18 protein-coding genes are annotated in these 18,342 nt (G+C 61.8%); 7 read left to right on the top strand and 11 right to left on the bottom strand.

Annotated features, from left to right (window positions below):
* Positions 1-94 precede the first annotated feature (94 nt).
* Together Q1A71_RS03700 and Q1A71_RS03695 are read left to right on the top strand one after the other, a co-directional pair.
* A complete protein-coding gene (locus Q1A71_RS03700; protein ID WP_299671882.1) occupies positions 95-781 on the top strand; it encodes a fumarylacetoacetate hydrolase family protein in 687 nt (228 codons plus the stop codon).
* A 57-nt stretch (positions 782-838) separates the two neighbouring features.
* Positions 839-1,594 (top strand): sulfite exporter TauE/SafE family protein, encoded by a 756-nt coding sequence (locus tag Q1A71_RS03695; RefSeq protein ID WP_299671880.1) that lies wholly within the window; start codon positions 839-841, stop codon positions 1,592-1,594.
* On the opposite strand, the gene Q1A71_RS03690 is transcribed toward Q1A71_RS03695, so the two are convergent.
* The 4 genes from Q1A71_RS03690 to Q1A71_RS03675 form a co-directional block, all read right to left on the bottom strand.
* On the bottom strand, positions 1,583-2,587 hold the full coding sequence (locus tag Q1A71_RS03690; protein WP_299671878.1) for an FAD-dependent oxidoreductase: 1,005 nt from the start codon (positions 2,585-2,587) through the stop codon (positions 1,583-1,585). The genes Q1A71_RS03695 and Q1A71_RS03690 overlap by 12 nt on opposite strands.
* Positions 2,588-2,680: 93 nt before the next feature.
* Positions 2,681-3,274, bottom strand: coding sequence for a GNAT family N-acetyltransferase (locus tag Q1A71_RS03685; RefSeq protein ID WP_299671875.1), 594 nt, complete (start codon positions 3,272-3,274; stop codon positions 2,681-2,683).
* Between the two features lie 75 nt (positions 3,275-3,349).
* Positions 3,350-3,919 carry a hypothetical protein gene (locus Q1A71_RS03680; protein WP_299671873.1) on the bottom strand — a complete coding sequence of 190 codons (570 nt, stop codon included), beginning with the start codon at positions 3,917-3,919 and terminating at the stop codon, positions 3,350-3,352.
* A gap of 144 nt (positions 3,920-4,063) precedes the next feature.
* Positions 4,064-4,990, bottom strand: coding sequence for a homocysteine S-methyltransferase family protein (locus Q1A71_RS03675; protein WP_299671871.1), 927 nt, complete (start codon positions 4,988-4,990; stop codon positions 4,064-4,066).
* A 121-nt stretch (positions 4,991-5,111) separates the two neighbouring features.
* On the opposite strand from Q1A71_RS03675, the gene Q1A71_RS03670 reads away from it, so the two are divergent.
* Entirely contained in the window at positions 5,112-6,731 is a 1,620-nt protein-coding gene (locus Q1A71_RS03670; protein ID WP_299671869.1) for an alpha/beta fold hydrolase, read from the top strand.
* Positions 6,732-6,735: 4 nt separating this feature from the next.
* Here Q1A71_RS03670 and Q1A71_RS03665 read toward each other — a convergent pair whose 3' ends face one another.
* Positions 6,736-7,389, bottom strand: coding sequence for a pyridoxamine 5'-phosphate oxidase family protein (locus tag Q1A71_RS03665; RefSeq protein WP_299671867.1), 654 nt, complete (start codon positions 7,387-7,389; stop codon positions 6,736-6,738).
* Between the two features lie 59 nt (positions 7,390-7,448).
* On the opposite strand from Q1A71_RS03665, the gene Q1A71_RS03660 reads away from it, so the two are divergent.
* Both Q1A71_RS03660 and Q1A71_RS03655 read left to right on the top strand, forming a co-directional pair.
* Positions 7,449-8,876, top strand: a complete 1,428-nt coding sequence (locus Q1A71_RS03660; RefSeq protein ID WP_299671865.1) for a PLP-dependent aminotransferase family protein — start codon at positions 7,449-7,451, stop codon at positions 8,874-8,876.
* Positions 8,877-9,387: 511 nt separating this feature from the next.
* Complete coding sequence (locus tag Q1A71_RS03655) at positions 9,388-12,564, top strand: Ig-like domain-containing protein (RefSeq protein WP_299671862.1); 3,177 nt, start codon at positions 9,388-9,390, stop codon at positions 12,562-12,564.
* Positions 12,565-12,830: 266 nt separating this feature from the next.
* Here the strand turns inward: Q1A71_RS03655 and Q1A71_RS03650 are convergent, their stop codons facing one another.
* The 6 genes from Q1A71_RS03650 to Q1A71_RS03625 all read right to left on the bottom strand — a co-directional run bounded on the left by Q1A71_RS03650 (position 12,831) and on the right by Q1A71_RS03625 (position 15,996).
* Positions 12,831-13,259, bottom strand: a complete 429-nt coding sequence (locus tag Q1A71_RS03650) for a c-type cytochrome (RefSeq protein WP_299671860.1) — start codon at positions 13,257-13,259, stop codon at positions 12,831-12,833.
* Between the two features lie 192 nt (positions 13,260-13,451).
* Positions 13,452-13,859, bottom strand: a complete 408-nt coding sequence (locus Q1A71_RS03645) for an STAS/SEC14 domain-containing protein (RefSeq protein WP_299671858.1) — start codon at positions 13,857-13,859, stop codon at positions 13,452-13,454.
* A gap of 285 nt (positions 13,860-14,144) precedes the next feature.
* The gene (locus Q1A71_RS03640; RefSeq protein ID WP_299671856.1) at positions 14,145-14,591 is read right to left on the bottom strand and encodes a YeeE/YedE family protein; all 447 of its coding nucleotides are present in this window, start codon (positions 14,589-14,591) and stop codon (positions 14,145-14,147) included.
* A 3-nt stretch (positions 14,592-14,594) separates the two neighbouring features.
* Positions 14,595-15,026, bottom strand: coding sequence for a YeeE/YedE thiosulfate transporter family protein (locus tag Q1A71_RS03635; protein ID WP_299671854.1), 432 nt, complete (start codon positions 15,024-15,026; stop codon positions 14,595-14,597).
* Positions 15,027-15,029: 3 nt separating this feature from the next.
* Entirely contained in the window at positions 15,030-15,242 is a 213-nt protein-coding gene (locus tag Q1A71_RS03630; RefSeq protein WP_299671852.1) for a DUF2892 domain-containing protein, read from the bottom strand.
* An 85-nt stretch (positions 15,243-15,327) separates the two neighbouring features.
* On the bottom strand, positions 15,328-15,996 hold the full coding sequence (locus Q1A71_RS03625) for a Crp/Fnr family transcriptional regulator (protein WP_299671967.1): 669 nt from the start codon (positions 15,994-15,996) through the stop codon (positions 15,328-15,330).
* Positions 15,997-16,403: 407 nt separating this feature from the next.
* Between Q1A71_RS03625 and Q1A71_RS03620 the strand changes: the two genes are divergently transcribed.
* The gene (locus Q1A71_RS03620) at positions 16,404-17,318 is read left to right on the top strand and encodes an MBL fold metallo-hydrolase (RefSeq protein WP_299671850.1); all 915 of its coding nucleotides are present in this window, start codon (positions 16,404-16,406) and stop codon (positions 17,316-17,318) included.
* On the top strand, positions 17,318-18,259 hold the full coding sequence (locus Q1A71_RS03615; protein ID WP_299671848.1) for an MBL fold metallo-hydrolase: 942 nt from the start codon (positions 17,318-17,320) through the stop codon (positions 18,257-18,259). Before Q1A71_RS03620 ends, Q1A71_RS03615 begins: the two co-directional genes overlap by 1 nt.
* Positions 18,260-18,342: the final 83 nt, after the last annotated feature.

Below are 18,342 nucleotides of genomic sequence, written 5' to 3'. Positions count from 1 at the left end.
CGTTTTGGCCTGACATCCGGCAGCATGACGCGGCATGGTTCTCGCGTATAAATCCGCTATGGTCGCCGCACGACCAGACAAAACCGGAGGCCCCATGCCGAACTATGTGATCGACGCCCCTTTGGTGACTGCCTTGCCTGTCGTCGGGACCGATGCGCGGTTTCCGGTGCGCCGGGTCTATTGCATCGGGCGGAACTATGCCGCACATGCCATCGAAATGGGTCATGACCCGGACCGCGAGGCCCCCTTTTTCTTCCAGAAAAACCCCGACAACCTCGATCCAAGCGGTCAGTTCCCCTACCCCGCACAGTCCTCTGACGTGCATCACGAAGTGGAACTGGCGGTGATGCTCCGATCCGGCGGAGAGGGCATCGCCGCGGACAAGGCGCTGGATCATGTCTTTGGCTACGCCATCGCACTCGACATGACACGGCGCGATCTGCAAGGTCAGATGAAGAACGCGGGCCGTCCCTGGGAGATCGGCAAGGCGTTCGAGCGGTCGGCCCCTGTCGGCCCGATCCACCCCGTTACCGCCATCGGGCATCCAAAAGAAGGCGCCGTCACGCTCACGTTGAACGGCAGCATGCGGCAAAGCGGCGACCTCAATCAGCTCATCTGGAAAGTGCCGGAAATGATCTCCTATCTCTCGGAGTATTTCACCCTGGCTGGCGGCGACGTCATCCTGTCGGGCACACCCGCAGGCGTCGGTCCGGTGCAACGCGGAGACGTGATGGATCTCGAAATTGCAGGGCTGGGACGCATGACCGTCGACGTGGTTTGATCTTGCACAGCCCCAGAAAAAAGCGAACGTCAATGGCGCCGAAAACCGTCCCCAAGCATGACTGCCGCTGATCTGCTGTTTGCCGGGCTGGATGGCCCGATTGCAGCGCTGCTGCTTGTCCTCAGCTTCCTCAGTTCACTGATCACCGCCGCCTTCGGCATCGGCGGCGGCACGATCATGCTGGCAGCCATGGCGACCTTCCTGCCCCCGCCCGCAATCATACCTGTGCACGGCCTGTTACAACTCGGCTCAAATGCCGGCCGCAGCTTTGCTTTTCGCCATTACATTCACACTGCGCCACTGGCCCCATTTGTCATGGGTGCCCTGCTTGGTGTCGCGCTCGGCAGCAGCGTGGTCGTCCAGTTGGATGCCGGCCTGCTGCAAATCCTTGTGGGCCTCTTCATTCTCTGGACGGTTCATCTTCCAATACCACAGATCATGAAACGCTCTGCAGGCATCACGGGGGCGCTTTCCAGCGGTCTGACAATGTTCGTCGGAGGCACCGGCCCCTTCGTTGCCGCCTTCGTCAAGACCCTCGGGCTTGACCGTATGAGCCATGTCGGAACGCATGCCGCGATGATGACCGTCCAGCACCTGCTCAAGACCATCGCCTTCGGTCTTCTGGGTTTCGCCTTCACCCAGTGGGCCGCATTCACGGCGCTTCTGATCCTGTTCGGATTTCTCGGCACGCTGACCGGGAGATCTGTGTTGCTGCGGATCAATGAGCCCCTGTTCAAGCGCATGCTGACCATCATCCTGACACTCATGGCGCTGCGGTTGGTCTATGCGGGCAGCAGCGCGTTATTGGGTTGAGCGCTGCTCGGCCAACGTTGGGCGCAAAGCGTCGGCCAATGCCGATGCGCTGTCAAACGCTGCCTCCACTTTCCCGGCACCACACCAATCGCCCGCCGCTGCCAACCGACGTTCGGTATCGATCAGGAAGGGTGACGATGCCGGCGTCGCCACGCTGGCATAGCGCCAACGATGTAGGCTGACATACGCGGCCTGCCGGGGCGACTGGCCTGTCACGTCGCCAAATGCCCGCAGCAACTCCGCCTGAACCTCAGACTGATCTCTTTCAAGATTGGCCTCTGCCCAGCTGTTGGACGTCTGTGCCAGGATGGAGTGCGCCGCGCCGCGACCCGGTTTCGACGTATCGACCGCGATCCAGCCTAGCGGATCCTGCTGCACCCAGGCAGCCTCCCACGGCAAGGCAAGCGGCTCCGAAAATCCGAGCATCAGGCTGTAGCATCCGAGCATCTTCGCTGCGCCCAAAGCAGCTTGACCGGAAAACTCCTCAGGCATCAAGGTCATCGTCTGCGCTGCCGGAGCCGTAGAGATGACCCAGTCGAAGGGGCCGAACTCCCGTCCCTCTCGGCACATCAGGTGCCACGTCTCGGCGCGTTTTTTCAATGTCTCCGCGTGGACCGCCCGCTCGACGTCAAGCTCTTCTGCGAGGGCTTTGGCCAGAGCCGTCATGCCGGGTACCGCGACATAGCGTGGGCTCGACCAGTCCGGCGCAGCCCCCGAGCCCTCCGGCAGAAGAGCCAGACGAGGCGCCCACGGCTTTATGATCCCACGGGAGAGGAACGGCTCCAAGAACGTGGCAAAAGCAGCCCCTCGGGCCGAAAAATACTGTGCCCCGTGATCAAAGGCAAAAGGGGCTGCCCGGCGAGTGGACATACGCCCGCCGACCCCCCGCGATTTCTCAAGGACGGTCACCTCCGCCGCATCTCGCAGCGCGTGCGCCAGCGAAAGCCCTGTGAGCCCGGCGCCAATGATCGCTACGCGTGCCTGACTGCTCATGTATGTCGCTTCCCGTCCATGCCAGCGCAGATAGCCCGGCATGTCCGCCGGACCACCTGTTTGCACAGTCAGACCAGTGCTGCGCGCAATCCGTCAGATCCGCTTGATCATGAGCACCCAGTGTCCCTCTGGATGGTCGTCGCCCGATTGGCCGAAGGGTTCGCGGCTGACCTCCTCAAAGCCTAGGTGCTCATAAAGCTTCATGGCCGGGTTGACCGCATCCACGACAATGCTTATGCGCGCCTCCCCGGCTGCCTTGGCGCGCGCCTCGACGTGCTGAATAAGGCGTGAAGCCGCGCCGTGCCCGCGCGCACGCTCATAGGTGGCAAGGATGTTGATGTACCAACTTGCGCCAGCTCGCTCTTCCAGTATGACGAGCGGGCGGAACACCTCCGGGATATCCGAGGTATCGCTCTGCCCATCGGGTGCGATCGGGTAGGAGACGATGCCGGACATCACCTCCCCCTCAAACTCCGCAACATCCGCCTTGCGAAAGGAAAAACCGCCCGTGCCCTCTCGTGCACGGCGCAGCCCAGCATCCATCGCGGTCTCACCCGGCTGCTTGGCATCCTCCCAGGTGATCAGCGACAGGCCCTTGCTTGCCGAAACCGTGAAATGAACGAGATGTTCGGCGTCTGCTGCCGTGGCCGGACGAATCGTGAAAGTCTTGTGCTGTGTCATTGTCATGGTGATATCTTTCTGAAGTCAAACCAGCGCCCGGCGGTTGCACGCCGGGCGCTGTGTCTCTTTGATGCGGTGGGATCAGTCCTCGTAGAAGCGGCGCTGTGCCTCGTAGTCATCTTCGGCAATCACGAAGCGGGCCTGAACACCCATATGACTATGAAAGCCCAACAGCGTCTGTTCCATCGCGTCGTCGAATGTGGCGTAGACACCGGTCGAGGCCGTGATCGGGCGGCTGTTTGGCACACCCACATCGGCCAGTTCCGTGCCCTGGGTGACAATCACCGCACCGGAATTGAACTGCATGATCTGGCGGCTGACCAGCCAGACGCCGGTTGTCGCATCGCCACCATCGCCGACGAACCAACCGTCACAGGTCCAGCTGCCCAGCACCAGATCCGGGAAGGCCGGGCTGCCATCTTCCAGAACGCCATCGGTGCCGTCCATCAACGTGCCAGCGGGATAGATGTAGCCCTGAGTGACGAAGGGGTTGCCGTGAGCCGGCATCCCGCTTTCAAGCAGGGGAGCTGGCGCAAAGGCAAAGCGGGTGTGATCTTCTGCTACATCAAACCGGGTGATCGGTTCTGCGGCTTTGACGCTCAGGGCAGAGGTCAGGGCCAAAAGCGATCCAAGGAAAATAGTCTTAAACATTGTCGTATCCAATCGTTAAATGAGTGAGGGATCGGTCCATATGGCGCCGGTGGACGGCCTGACGTCGCTCCCTCGAAACGACGTCAGGACGGGATGATCGCGGTCGTTGTCCACGCACGAACACATCTGCAGAAGTCTGCCGTCTCAGGCGGCCCGCACCGCCTGACAAATACTGCTCACATGCCGCAAATCGGTGCCGCAGCACCCGCCAAAGACGTTCAGCCGGGGCAGATACGCCTTCAGGTCGGCATATAGAGCCCCCAACTCTTGCGGATCGCCATCGTCAAGGCTTTCGCAGGCGTCGAGTTCCGCATGCGACAGGCGCGACGCGTTGGCGCGTAGACCGGAGATTCGGTTGCGCCATGTTCCCTGACCGACGACGTCGCGGAAATGGTCCGGATGCGCGCAGTTGATCATGTAATAGACCGGCCTCTCGGAACTTTTGGCATCGGTCTCGGCAATGGCCTCCGACAGGTGTTGCCCTGTGGGCAAACGCCCATCGGTCTCGACCGTGAAACTGACCACACAGGGCACACCGGCCTGCGCAGCCGCATTGGCGATGCCGATGGCTTCCGCCGTGTTGGTCATCGTGATCGCCGAGACCAGATCGACGCCATATTGCGCCAAGGCATCGACCTGCAGCTGATGATAGGCGCGCGCTTCGATGACCGACATCAGTTGTGCCGGGTCATAACCATCGTCCCGCGGACCGACCACCCCATTGATCAAAACGGCATCGCGCGCCTCAGCGCCATCGCGCAGAGCCATCGCATAGCGTACAGCCTCCGCATTGATCTCTGCCAGAGCGACGGCATCATGCCCCATACGCGCGGCCCAATCCGGGTTTGCCCGCCAGGTGCAGGTGTCGAGAACAAAGCCTGTGCTCTGCTCTTTCGCCAGCGTCAGAAACCCGGAAAAATATTCTGTCATCGCGGCGCGCCCTGCCGCGTCCTGCAACAGGGGAAACGAGGCAAAGAACGGCAAATCGAACCCGCGTTGAAACAGCAACCACGTCTCGAGCCCCGCATCCGTCAGAAACGGGCGGTCACTTACATGCGGCAATTTCATCATCACAAAAAACTCCAATTCATAAACAATGACGCTGTCTGGAGCCCCATCGTTTGAACCAGCGTTGTCACCAGCGTTGAATTTTTCTGGTCCAACCGTTTTATTTCGGGCAGAAGGCAGCTTTATGGATCCGTCGCTGCGCATTTCCTTGCTGGGCGAGCTGGCAGTCACCCGAAATGGCACGCCTGTCGCCCTGCCCGCCTCCCGCAAGGCCCGGGCCGTTCTGGGGTATCTTGTGGCCACCGCGCGCCCGGTAAGACGGGAGCGGCTCTGCGAGTTGTTCTGGGATCTGCCCGACGATCCGCGCGGGTCTCTGCGGTGGGCGCTGAGCAAACTCAGGCCCGCCGTCGATGGCACCGAAGAGGCCCACATCGTTGCTGATCGCGAACGTGTCGCCTTCTCTGGTGGAGCAACCGAGGTCGACCTGCTGGCGATCCGGGCGCGGCTTCTGGATGAGCCACCGTTCCTGCCGCCCGAGGATCTGCGCGAAATGGCTGCGCAGTTGGAGCAGCCCTTGCTCGACGGGCTTGCGCAGGCAGGTGCCGAAGATTTTCAACTGTGGCTCGCCTCCGAGCGCGAAGATGTGCTGCTGTTGCGGCGCAACGTGCTGCGCCGTCTGGCGCTGCACCCAGAAATCGGGCGGGCAGAGGCGGTCAAATGGGCCCGGCGCTGGAAGGAGCAGACGCCTCTCGAAGAAGACGCCGCACGCAGCCTCGTACAGGCCTTGGCCCAGACAGGTCGCGAGGACGAAGCCCGCCAGCACGAGGCAGACTTCTTCGCCGCCGCCAAGGCTGCCGGTCTCTCCGTTTCAGGTCCATTGATGCCGGAGGCGTCGGTGGCATCGGGCGAAACCGCACATCATAGCCGACCGGTTGAGGCACGACCTCGGCGCTTGCTGCGCAAACAACAGATCGGCTTTTGCCGCTCCAGCGACGGTGTGCGGATCGCGCACGCCAGCATCGGCGATGGTCCTCCCCTCGTAAAGGCGGCGAACTGGCTCAATCATCTCGAGCTCGACTGCAACAGCCCGATCTGGGGCCCGACATTTGACGCCTGGGCCATGGATCGCCGTTTCATCCGCTATGATGAACGCGGCAATGGCCTGTCAGATTGGGATGTGAAGGATATCACATTTGAGGCCTTCGTCCGTGATCTTGAAACGGTGGTCGACGCGCTGGGGCTCGAGCGCTTTCCGTTGCTGGGCATCTCCCAAGGCTGCGCGGTCAGCGTCGCCTATGCCGCGCGCCACCCGGAGCGTGTTTCGGGGCTGATTCTGGTCGCCGGCTACGCCACCGGCTGGCGGATCGGCGCGAGTGCCGAGGAACAAGCACGCCGCGAAGCCGTCCTCACGCTGACGCGGCACGGGTGGGGCACGTCGAACCCAGCCTACCGCCATATCTTCTCGCAAACCTTCATGCCCGACGCCAGGCCGGAAGACCTCGAATGGTTCGACGAATTCCAACGCTTGACGGTCTCGCCGGAAAACGCCGTGCGCTTTCAGGAGGCCTTCGGAACCATCGACGTGCGTGAAGATCTGCCTAAAATCCAGGTCCCGACCATCGTGTTCCATGCCCGCGACGATGAACGGATCGCCCTGGATCAGGGGCGGGCGCTGGCGGCGAGCATTCCTGGCGCCGAGTTCGTCGTGCTCGACAGCAAAAACCATATCCTGCTGGGCCATGAGCCGGCCTGGCACGCCTGTATGGACAAGGCCAAGGCCTTTCTGGCCCACCACAACCTTTGAGAGATCACGGCAGACGGAAGTCCCGAACGTGCTCTGGCATCTCAACCCCATCCAGGTTGCGCGGGTCGGGGATCACCTCGCCAACTTCGGTGCGGACCGGGATCACTCCCGCCCAGATCGGCAGCGCATAGTCTTCCTCGTCGTCGACAGGTCCGCCCGTGCGGATCTTCGCGCTGCCTTCCGCGATCTCCATCCCCAACACCATTGTGGCCTTCAGATCCTGTGCATGATCCGGCCTCAGCATGTCGTAGCGGCCCGGGAAAAGCCCGTTCACAAAGGTCCGCAGCTTGGCGAGCTTGACCTCCGGATCCTCGACCTTGGTCGCTCTGCCGTAGAGCATGACCGACCGGGAATTCACCGAATGATGCATGCCGGAGCGCGCGAGCACGAATCCATCCAGGATAGATACGGTCAGGCAAACCTCCGCATCCTTCGACCGCCGCAACCCCCGGCTCGCAGATGAGCCATGCCAGTAGACGTGATTGCCCTCCCGCCACTGCAAGGTCGGCGTCACATATGGTTTGCCATCAAACACATACCCGACACTGCAGAGCGGTTGCGCATCGAGAATGGCATTGATCGTGTCACGATCGAAATGCCCACGTGTGTGAAGACGTCGCAGGCGGGATCGGTCGGTGATGGGTAAGGTCTCGGTCATGGCAGGCGCTCCGGCTGTGGTTGTCTGGCCGCTGCTACCAGCGTATTGGACGGGACGACATGTCCAATACCGATAAAAAATCCCAGTCCAATTTCAACACCGCGCTCTTTGGTGTCAGTTTGGACCGCGGTGCTGCGCAGCCCTTGCATGTGCAACTCACCGACACCTTGCGCAGATTGGTTCTGGCGCACCCACACGCTTGCGGCGCACGCCTGCCAGCCAGCCGCACGCTTGCAGCGGAGCTCTCGGTGTCCCGAATGACCATCACGACGGCTTATGATCAGTTGCTGGGCGAAGGATACCTGTCCGCGCGCGCCGGTGGCGGCACGTTTGTCGCCGATCATCTGCCACACCTTTCGCCCCCTGCCCCGCCCGCGTCAGCCCTGCCCGCACCGCCACAGCGACCCCGGCCCTTTCAGACCGGACTGCCGGACCCCGCGCTCTTTCCGCATCGCATCTGGGCGCGGCATCTCGAGCGGGCCTGGCGGGCGCCCGAGGCAGACCTTCTGGCCACGCCGGACCCCTTTGGCTGGTATCCGCTGCGCCAAGCGATCAGCGCGCATCTAGCCGCCTGGCGAGGGCTTGACTGTGACCCCGCGCAGATCATCGTCACCGCGGGCGCATCTGACGCCTTCGATCTGCTGTTTCGCACGACGCTGCCAACGGGATCGCCGGTCATCATGGAGGACCCGGGCTGGTCCCCGCTCCGGGTCGCGCTCAAGCGCGCCGCCCTGAAGACACAGGCACTCCGGATCGACGCCGACGGTCTCGATCCGGCCCGCCTGCCGCGGGCACGGGCAGCCATTGTCACACCCTCGCGCCATTTCCCGACAGGGCGCGCGATGCCTCTGGCGCGCAGACTGGCGCTTCTGGACTGGGCCCGCACAGGTGATGCGTTGCTGATCGAAGACGACTACGACAGCGAATTTCGCTACGAAGGTCAGCCGCTCCCGTCCCTTTCGGGCCTCGACCGTCTGCAGCGCACGGTGTATCTGGGCAGCTTTTCAAAGCTCTTCAGCGCAGCACTGCGACTGGGTTATGTCGTGATCCCGACCGCCCTGATCGACGTTGCTTGCAAAAGGCTGCAGCAGGCTGGCACCCATGCGTCTCTTGTTCCTCAGCCTGCGCTGGCCAATTTCATGGACAGCGGCGAATTCGCAACCCATCTGCGCCGCTGCCGCCGCACCTACGCCAAACGCCAGGCGCATCTGTTGGCGGAGCTGGCACCGCTGCGCGCACATTTGGATCTGCGCCCGGATCGCTCCGGCATGCACCTGTGCGTCGCGCTGAAGCCCGCTCTTGCATCACACAAGACCGACCGCGATATCGCCGCTGCATGCGCTACGGCAGGTCTGACCGTCCGCGCGCTCTCGGCACATTCGGTCCTGCCGGATCCGCCTCAGGGCCTCCTGCTTGGATATGCCGGCTTTGACGATGCCGCATTAAGTGCCGCGGCAAGGACTCTGACAGATGTCATCTGCCGCTAGTCGTCTGATATATCATCTGACCATTGGGTCCCCGAAAAACCCGCCGAAAGCAACGCCCGCCAACGCCGCCCCGATCCTGCTGCAGACCAAGCACAGTGGCCACGCCAAGGTCGCCATATAATCCGGACACCGGCTCCAACATTGGGTTTGAGTAAAGTGGGCGGTCTCTTTCGAGGCGGACCGCCCCCGGGGCCCGCAATCACTGCGTCACCGCCTGCCAACGGTCCAGCCCCCTATCCGAAGGTGACACCCGTCGCCAAAGATAGAGCGGGGTCAAGTCACTAACCATCAAAGAACACTGCCGTGCCCTAGTTTGTCGACGGTCGGTCTCTCTCCGCCCGTGCCCTCCATCCGAGCACCTGTAACCGCCCAGCATAAACCCGATGCCGAATGGGGGTTCACCCCAGTCTGAAAATCCGTCACATACGAGGTGGATGCTCTGCATCCTTATTCATCGACATCGAGTACCCAGCTGCACGCGAGGCTCTCTCTTTTTCTTGGGGGTGGCCATATGGGACGCTTATCTACACAAACAACGGGAATTCTGGTCGCGGATCAACGCAAGGATCAGCTCTTGCTGCTGCGGGATCTGGACGGGGACGGAACGGCCAGCAGCGCGGATGAGACGCGGGTCTTCTTCGACGCAACAAATGAAAGCAGCCTGACGGAGCCGACCGGCAATGTCTTCACCGTTCATCAGGCGGCAGATCGCTCCGTCTTCATTGGAGACGGCAGCAGCGATACGGTCTATCGCCTAACGGACAGGAACGCTGACGGCGACGCGCAGGATGCGGGGGAGGCTGTGGTCTGGTTCTCCGCTGAGAACGCAGGCGGTCTGTCGACCGTCACACCCAACGGGATCGCCGAAGGGCCCGACGGTGCCATCTACATCGCCAACGCCGGAACCACCTCGACGCCGCAGGACGCGATCTATCGGACGGTGGACCTCAACGGCGACGGCGATGCGAATGACGCGGGCGAGGCAACGGTCTGGCTCGATGTCCAGACCATCATCGACACCGCAGTGCCCTTCGACCTGAGCTTTGATGGCAACCTTGCGTATCTGAACGATCTGAACGGCGCGGCAACGGATGTGATCTTCCGTATCGAAGATCTCAATGCCGACGGCGTCATTCAGCCCACGGAAGTCACCGACTTCATCTCCGATGACATGAATTTCGGAGCACCGGTCGACATCTCCAGCGCGGTGGGTATCAACGGGTCGCTCTACACGGTGACCTGGTTCCCCGATGCCGATGAGATCCTCAAGGTTTACCGCCTGACCGATCTCGACGGCTCCGGCCAAATCGACAGCGTTTTCGAGGCCACGGAAGTCTGGAACGCGAATTTCATGCCGGGTGCCATCCCGGCTGATATCGGTTTCTCCATCGCCGCAGATGCGGAGGGCAGCCTGATTCTGACGGCCAACAGCTTCGGCGGCGATGCCAATGTGGTCAAGCTGACCAATCTGAACGGCGATGGCGACTATTTCGATGCCGATGAGACAAGCCTCTTCGGCTCCGATCAATATGACGCCCAGTTGGAGCGGCCTCGCGCCGTCGAACCCTATGAGAGCAATGCAGTGATGGTCCCCGCCACTGCCGGCGCTGGCAATCACTTCTCGGTCTTCCTTCGGGATGGCGTGCTCTATAGTTCCGGCGAGAACGTTGTGAGCCAGCTTGGCAACGGCACGACCGGGTTCGACGTGAAGACCCCCGTGCCCGTCAACCTGCCCGAAGGGTTCGATGCCAGTATCGTATCGGTCGCAGGCGGGCTCCTGCACACGACCTTCCTCACAGACGACGGCGATGTTTACGCCTTCGGTTTCAACAACCGCGGGCCCCTCGGTCTGGGTGACGAAGAGGCGCGCAGTTCGGCCGAGAAGATCGGCGCACTGGATGACATTGACATCACCGGCATCGAGAACGGCAACGGCACCTCCTTCGCCATTGCCGCAGATGGCACGCTTTACGGCTGGGGCAGCAATACCAACGGCCAATTGGGGACCGGCGACCAGGACGAACGCCTGGTTCCGGCGGTCATTGAGGCCGTCTCCGAAAAAACCGTTGTCGCGGTCTCGGCTGGGGTCACGCATACGCTGGTCCTGACAGCGGAGGGTGACGTCTATGGCTTCGGTGGCAACACCGACAACCAGGTCAGCCCGTCCGAGGATCGCCGTGTGATCACGCCAACGCTGATCGAGGGCCTGCCGGACACAATCGTTGCAGTCTCCGGTGAGGGGCGCACGTCCTATGCCATCACCGCCGATGGGCGGGTCTTCGGTTGGGGGGAAAGCCGCACAGGTCAGCTGCTGCAGGGGCAGGACAACGGCGATGGTACGTTCACGCCAGCGCCCGAGGACGTCGCAGCGCCGATTGAACTGACCGGACTGCCCGAGGGGATTATCGACATCAAGGGCGGGGCGCGTTGGTCCATGGCACTGACCAAGGATGGAGACGTCTATGCCTGGGGTCCAAATGACGAAGGCCCGACCGGAGGCCTCGACGGCGACCCGGATCTTGAAAGCGAAGCCGCTTTCTATCCCACCAAGATCGCGGAACTCGATGATGTCACAATCGTCGAGATCCAGACCGGGCCGAACTCCATCATCGCCGTCAGCGACACCGGCGCGATTTTCACCTGGGGGTCGAACTCCGACGGACGCTTGGGCTATTCCTCCGACGGACCGGTCTACAGTCCGCGTCAGGTGGATTTCGACGCCGATGCCGCGCCCTTCCTGACATCGGCAACACCAGCAGACAATGAGCGTGACGTGGCAAACGACACCGTTCTCACGCTCAACTTCACCGAGGAGGTCACCGCCGGCACAGGGACAATCACCCTGGTCAATCGCGACACCGGCGCGCGTACTGAAATCGACGTGATCGATCCGCGTCTCGTCACGTTTGACGGCGACCGGGTGGTCATCACGCCTCCCTCGCAGCTTCAAGCGGACAGCCGCTACGCCGTCGAAATCGAGGGCGGTGCACTCCTCGACACCACCGGACAGGCCTTCGAAGGGATCGCGTCAGGCGACACGTCAACGTTCAACTTCACCACGTCAGACACGCCTGCCGCCTCGGCAGGCGGCTATCGCGGCGGGCTTGACACGGATCTTCTGCGCGGAGGCGCCGCCGACGACCGGGTCAATGGACGAGACGGCGATGATCTTCTGTCCGGCGGTGACGGCGATGACAGTCTGAAAGGCGATCGGGGTCACGACGTGATGCGCGGTGACGCGGGCCAAGACCGCCTCGATGGCGGTTGGGGCGAAGACACCCTCTACGGCGGCGCCGATGACGACCGGCTCAAGGGCGGTTTCTCGGACGATGCGCTCTTCGGAGAGGAGGGCGATGATCTTCTGATTGGGTCGGACGGCAATGATCTTCTCAACGGCGGTGCCGGAAACGATCAGATGCGCGGCGGCCTTGGGGCCGACACATTTGTCTTCAATGGCGGCCATGACCTGATCACCGACTTCGAAGTCGGGAACGCAGAACCGGGCGTCGGCTTGCCCTCTGATCAGGTCGTGATCGACATGGAGGGGTTCGACAACTTCGAGGATCTTCTGGAGATCGCAACGGTCTCGCGCAACTCCGTCGCCCTCGTCTTCAACGACGACGACCACCTGACCTTCCGCGACACCGACTTGGCAAACCTTGACGCCGATATGTTCAGCTTCGTCTGATTGCAGGGGCGGCGTCCACTGCGGTGGCCCCCGCCCTTCGCTTCTCTCGACGGGCCTCCTAGAGGTCCTTTGGGACTGGTGATGACAGCGTGCCATCCCAGAATACCACTCCGTTGATGGCCCTGTGCCCCAGCCAATGCGAAACCGGACAGGACCATATCCGCGCACGACCTATGTCGGATCGTTTGGCCTGTCCGGCCCATCCCACGGGTTAGATGGCCTCCTACCGAAACAGCCCGGTACGCCGCTTTCGACCCCTTGCTGCACTACTCCTGGATGCTCTCCAGATAGACCAGCAAGCCCGCGAGTTCTCTCGGTGTCGGTGTCAGCACGCCGTCGATCTCGACCGGCACAAGATCCTCGGCCATTGCCCCGCCGAACTGCGGCATGACCCGCGCGAGGTGGCTGGTCTCCGGATCACCATAAATGTAGCTCAGCGCCCGAGCGGCCGGGAAAACGCCGTCGTTTCGGGCGCTCAACGTCGTCAAGTTCGTCGGCGCAGGGGCGAGCGCCGTCGCGGCGGTGCCCCGGCCTTTGCCGTCCGCCCCATGGCAGGCCACACAGTTCGCGGCGAAGAAGGCACCGCCATCTGCACGCGTTGGCATGACCTGGTTCTGCCCGGGCGGCGCGGCGCATGACACCAGCACCGAAAGGGCGGCTCCGAACGTAAAGATGGCCAGGATAGTCTTCTGCATAATGCCTCTCCTTTTTGTTTATGCCTGACGGTCTTACGGGTCTGGCTGCAAAAGCTACCATGCCATCACGAAAGCGGTCAGGGAGGGTGCTCAGCGCTCAAATCCCGCCCGAGGCTGAACACTGTTTTGCTGGTGCTCTGAGTGGCCCCCGTCATCTGAAAACCGATCCGACCATCGGTCGAACTTGCACGGTCAAACCGGAACGTTCGAATCTCCACCCTCGTCCGTCCCCACACCATCCTCCAGCCAGGCTTCGGCGGCCTCTGCCTCTGCCAGCGGAAAGCTCTTGATCTCAAGAAAGGGGATCAGCGCGCCTTCGATCTCCGCCGCCGTGCGGATCCACGAGGCATCGCACAGCACTGCACATCTGCCAAAGCGGCCGATCACACCGAAGAGCTTGGGCAACTGCTGGAACTCGACCGCCAAGGCCCCGAAGGTTGGCATCTCGAAGTCGTAAATCCTGTAGAGCATCTTGCCTCCGGCCATGTCCTGCGAGGCGACCGTGAGGGACTCAAGAGCCTCTCGCATCTCATCCGCGTCCAGACCGCCTGACAGCTCGATGTCCAGCCGGTTCTCTGACGGTTTCGAAATTTTGAACATGGTCTCCCTCCTGCCTGTTCGAAGTGGAGAATGCGCTGTTTGACCACTGGCGTCGTTGAGGCAAATCAAAGCCGGTCTGTTTTGGATCGTCTTCTCCGAGTACCGACGCACGTCGATGTCGGCATGTCATCAGGCTTGCATGCCAAGCGCAGATCCAATGTACCCTCGCAACCGCACATCATCCCGGATGCCATCCCCCGTGAAGCCAGGCACCGTTGACCACGCCGCAGCGAATCGCGGCACAGGCCGTTTTCCAGCTCAGCGGTCGCCTGTCCTGCGGCAGGCTTATTCGGCGGGTTGTTTTTGCTGTTGGCCTTGCGTGACGCGCATAAGAACGACTCTGGTGATCAGAAGACCTGCGATCAGAGCGACCACAAAGACACCAACCTCGCGATTGCCGGTTCCCAATGCGGGAAGCGCCCCTCCAGGGCAAAAGCCTGCAAGGCCCCAGCCAAGGCCGAAGAGGCCCGCGCCTGTGATCAGCCGCGCATCCAGGTTTCGATTTTCCGGTATCTCAAAGGTCTGCTCAAAGACCGGACGCCTTCGTTTCAGGACCAGCTTGTAGCCCACGAACGTCACCATCACGGCCCCGGCCATGACCAAGCCGAGGCTCGGGTCCCATGGTCCAAAAACATCGAAGAAGTTGAGCACTTTCGCCGGATTGGCCATGCCTGACAGCGAAATCCCGGTGCCGAACAGCACACCAATCAGCACTGTGAGCAGATGCCGCATGTCTCAGCCCTCCAACACATGGCGCATCACGAAAACCGTAGCGCCTATTGTCAGCATGAAGGTCAGCGTCGCCACGACCGACCTTGGGGACATCCGGGCCAAGCCACAGACGCCATGCCCCGAGGTGCACCCGCTGCCCAGCGTGACCCCGACGCCAACGCAAAGGCCGCCGACCACAAGCACGCCGAGGGACGCCGGGACGGTTATGACCGGCAGATGCCCGGAAAAGAGATGAAAGACCCATGGTCCGGCGCCCATGCCCAGCAGCATCAGGATGCGCCAGGCTGCATCTTCGGCGCCCGCCGGCCTGAGCGCGCCAGCGAGTATGCCGGTCACCCCCAGGATCCGGCCTCTGAGAAGCATCAGAAGCACCGCGGCAGTGCCGATCAAGAGGCCACCGGCAAAGGAGGCCAGCGGTGTGAATTCCGTTTCCATCTACTAGAGCTTGCAGGTTGAGATGCCGAGGATCCGGTAGAGTGGACAAAACCGGACGAGAGCGGTCCCGGCGAGGATCAGTCCAACCACCATGCTACCAAAGCTGAGCGCCGTGTTGGACCAGATGGCTGGTACATTCAGCAGCGGCGCCACAAAGAGGACAAGGCCCAGAATAAGCCGGGCAGCACGGTCGAGTGTTCCAAGATTAGCAGTCATAGTCTCACCTTTCTGCGTTTGATCGCCCCGACCTACGTCACACGGCGCGCGCGCGTCTGTGAGTTTGTCACATTGGAGGGGCGTCTCAGGACGTTTCCGCCAGCTGGGTCACGGCCTGTCGGTCCCTGAGTTCGACTGTTCTCCGGGACAAAACCAGCCAGCCACGGCGTTCAAACTCTTTGAGCTGGCGTGAGACGACCTCCCGTGCCGTCCCCAGTTCAACAGCAAGTTGTTGGTGGGTCAGATGTAGGCGTGCGCTCGTCTCCGCCAGTTCCAGAAGCTTCTGAGCGATGCGGATATCCATCCGTTTGAACGCAATCTCTTCGATGACAAGGAAGAGATCGGTCATGCGCCTTGAGTAGGCGTCGAACACGAAGGCCCGGAAATCCTTGGAAATCGAGATGAGCGTGTCGAAGTTATCGCGCGCGATCAAAATCGCCTCGATGTCAGTCTCCGCAATGCCTTCTGCCGAATAGTTCTCAAAAGCCAACAGGCAGGCGGTCGTGAGCACACAGCTTTCGCCTGCCTGGACACGATACAGGACAATCTCTCGCCCCGTCTCGGACAACTGCTGAACCCTGACCGACCCGAACCTCAACAGCAGAAGGTTTTGGGCCGGGCTGCCCGGACCAAAAATGACGGTACCTTCTGCAAGATGGACGGGCTTTGCGCTGCGGTCCAAGACACGTGACACCTCCTCCGAAACGCCGGACAAGCCCGGAAAACTCGAACGCCATTGCGCTTCTGTCGACATCTGGATCACCCCTTTTTGGCAAGAATAGGTCAATGCCTCGGAGAGCGGTTTGATATCTGTCAAAACCCCGAAGGCGTGGCCGCGCGACGAGCCGTGAGGGCCGCGCCGCGCCCTGCATCCGCTTGATTGCGACCGCCGGGCAAACAGGCCGACCCAACAATCCTCCTCAGGCAAACCAGCTTCACGTCATCTTGTGCCCAAAAATATGCCCCTCGCTCGTCGCGCCCTGTCGCTGTGGCAAGACAGCGTTCGACACTCCCGACCTTACTTCCGCACAAAAATCTGCGGTTGCCGGGAGTAACCATCTGCTCAGTTTGCCGACAACACGGGCCTCCGGATATACCAAACCCACTTGCGCGGCCCACAAAAATAATAAACATTCGCATATGAGAATTTAAGGAGGGCTCATGAAATTTGGCCGCCGATCGTTTCTATTACACAGCGGCGCGTACTCCACGGCCGCCATTGGCCTTGCCCCGCGCCCACTGACTGCAAAGGTCGGCAAGGCAAACCTGACAACCGTAAGCGATGGATACCTGGCGCTGCCCGGAGATTTTGTCTTCGACCCCATGCCCCAGCAACAGCTCGCGCCCGTCCTGTCCGAGTTCGGCATTTCGCGGGAGCGGCTGACCCTCGAATGCAATCTGGCCCTGTACCAGCATGAAGACAAAACCGTCCTGTTCGACGCGGGCTCCGGTCCGGACTTCATGCCGACGGCCGGAAACGTTCTCGACAGCCTCGATGCAGCGGGGCTCACCCCGGAGGAGATCACCCATGTCGTCTTCACACATGCCCATCCCGATCACATCTGGGGCCTGCTGGACGACTTCGACGATCCACTGTTTTCCAACGCGACCTACCTGATGGGACGTGCCGAATGGGACTACTGGTGGAACCCCGAGACCGTGCACACCATCGGCGAAGCACGCGCCGCCTTTGCCGTTGGGGCCAGGCGGCGGATGGAGGTCATCGAGGAAAGTGTCGAGCTCTTCAATGACGGGCAAGAGATCTTGCCCGGTGTCCTCGCCGTTTCGACGCCCGGACACACGCCGGGTCACATGAGCTTTGAAATCCGCAACGGATCGGAGAGTGCGATGGTGCTTGGCGATGCAATCGGCAACCATCATGTGGCGTTCCGCAGACCTGACTGGGTCAGCGGCTCTGATCAGGATGGCGATATGGCGGCTGTGACGCGAACGCGGTTGTTTGATCGTCTCCTGTCCGAACAGACGCAGATCGTGGGCTTTCATCTGCCGCAGGGCGGAATGGGACGCGTGGAGCGCGATGCGGAGGGGTACATCTTCGTGCCCGGGGCCGCATGATGCGCGCGGCGGCAGCCGTACTGTGTCTCGCCGTACCCGCCTTGGCGAGCGAGGACATTGCGGACCAATACCCCGGATCCCTGCTCTACTCCAAACCCGTCGAGGTGATCCCGCATGTCTGGTCCGCCATCGGCGCCACGGCACCACCCACCTACGAGAACAGCGGCCACAACAACAACCTGAGCTTTATCGTCACCGGCGACGGTGTGGTGGTGATCAACGGCGGGGCGGCCTACCTCCTGGCGCAGACGCTGCATGACGAGATCAAGACCATCACCGAGGAGCCCGTGAAACTGGTGATTGACGAAAACGGTCAGGGCCACGCGATGCTCGGCAATTCCTACTGGGCCGAGCAAGGCGTGCCGACCCTCGCGCACATCGATGCCGCGCGAGAGATCGAGGAGAACGGGCACCGCAGTCTTGAAAGCATGAAGCGCTACAATCGTGACAAGGCCGAAGGCACAGTTGTCGCCCCGCCGACCCGGACCTTCGAAGACATCGAGATCATCGAAATGGGCGATTTCCGCATCGAGGTCCTGCACCTCGGCCCCGCGCATGGTCCCGGCGACACGCAGGTCTGGCTGCCCGAGCAAGGCCTCGTCATCGCGGGCGATATGGCGTTCCACGAACGGATGCTGCCAATTTTCGAAGACACCGTCGTGCTCGACTGGATCGAAACATGGGAGTGCTGCTTCGAAGCGCTCGGCGCGACCTACGTCATACCGGGCCACGGTCATCCGACCGACATGGCCCAGGTGCGCCGCTACACCCGCGATTATCTCATCTACCTGCGCGGCCAGATCGGCGCGCACCTGGAGGCGGGCGGCGATCTGGCTGACGCATATTACGTCGACCAAAGCCCCTATGCCCATCTCGACACCTTCGAGGAACTGTCGACCCGAAACGCCGGGCGCGTCTACGAGCAGATGGAGTTTGAATGAGAGGGCCCCTTTGCGCTGGGTCAAGGCGCGGGCTCTGCCGCCCTGTCATACCCCCCAGCGAAGCTTGATGCCGGGAGCCTATG

Origin of the sequence: uncultured Roseobacter sp., assembly GCF_947493125.1 — a bacterium.
Classification (GTDB): Bacteria; Pseudomonadota; Alphaproteobacteria; order Rhodobacterales; family Rhodobacteraceae; genus Roseobacter.
Note: the sequence above shows the minus strand (reverse complement) of the source record. Positions and strands in the feature narration are given on the sequence as shown.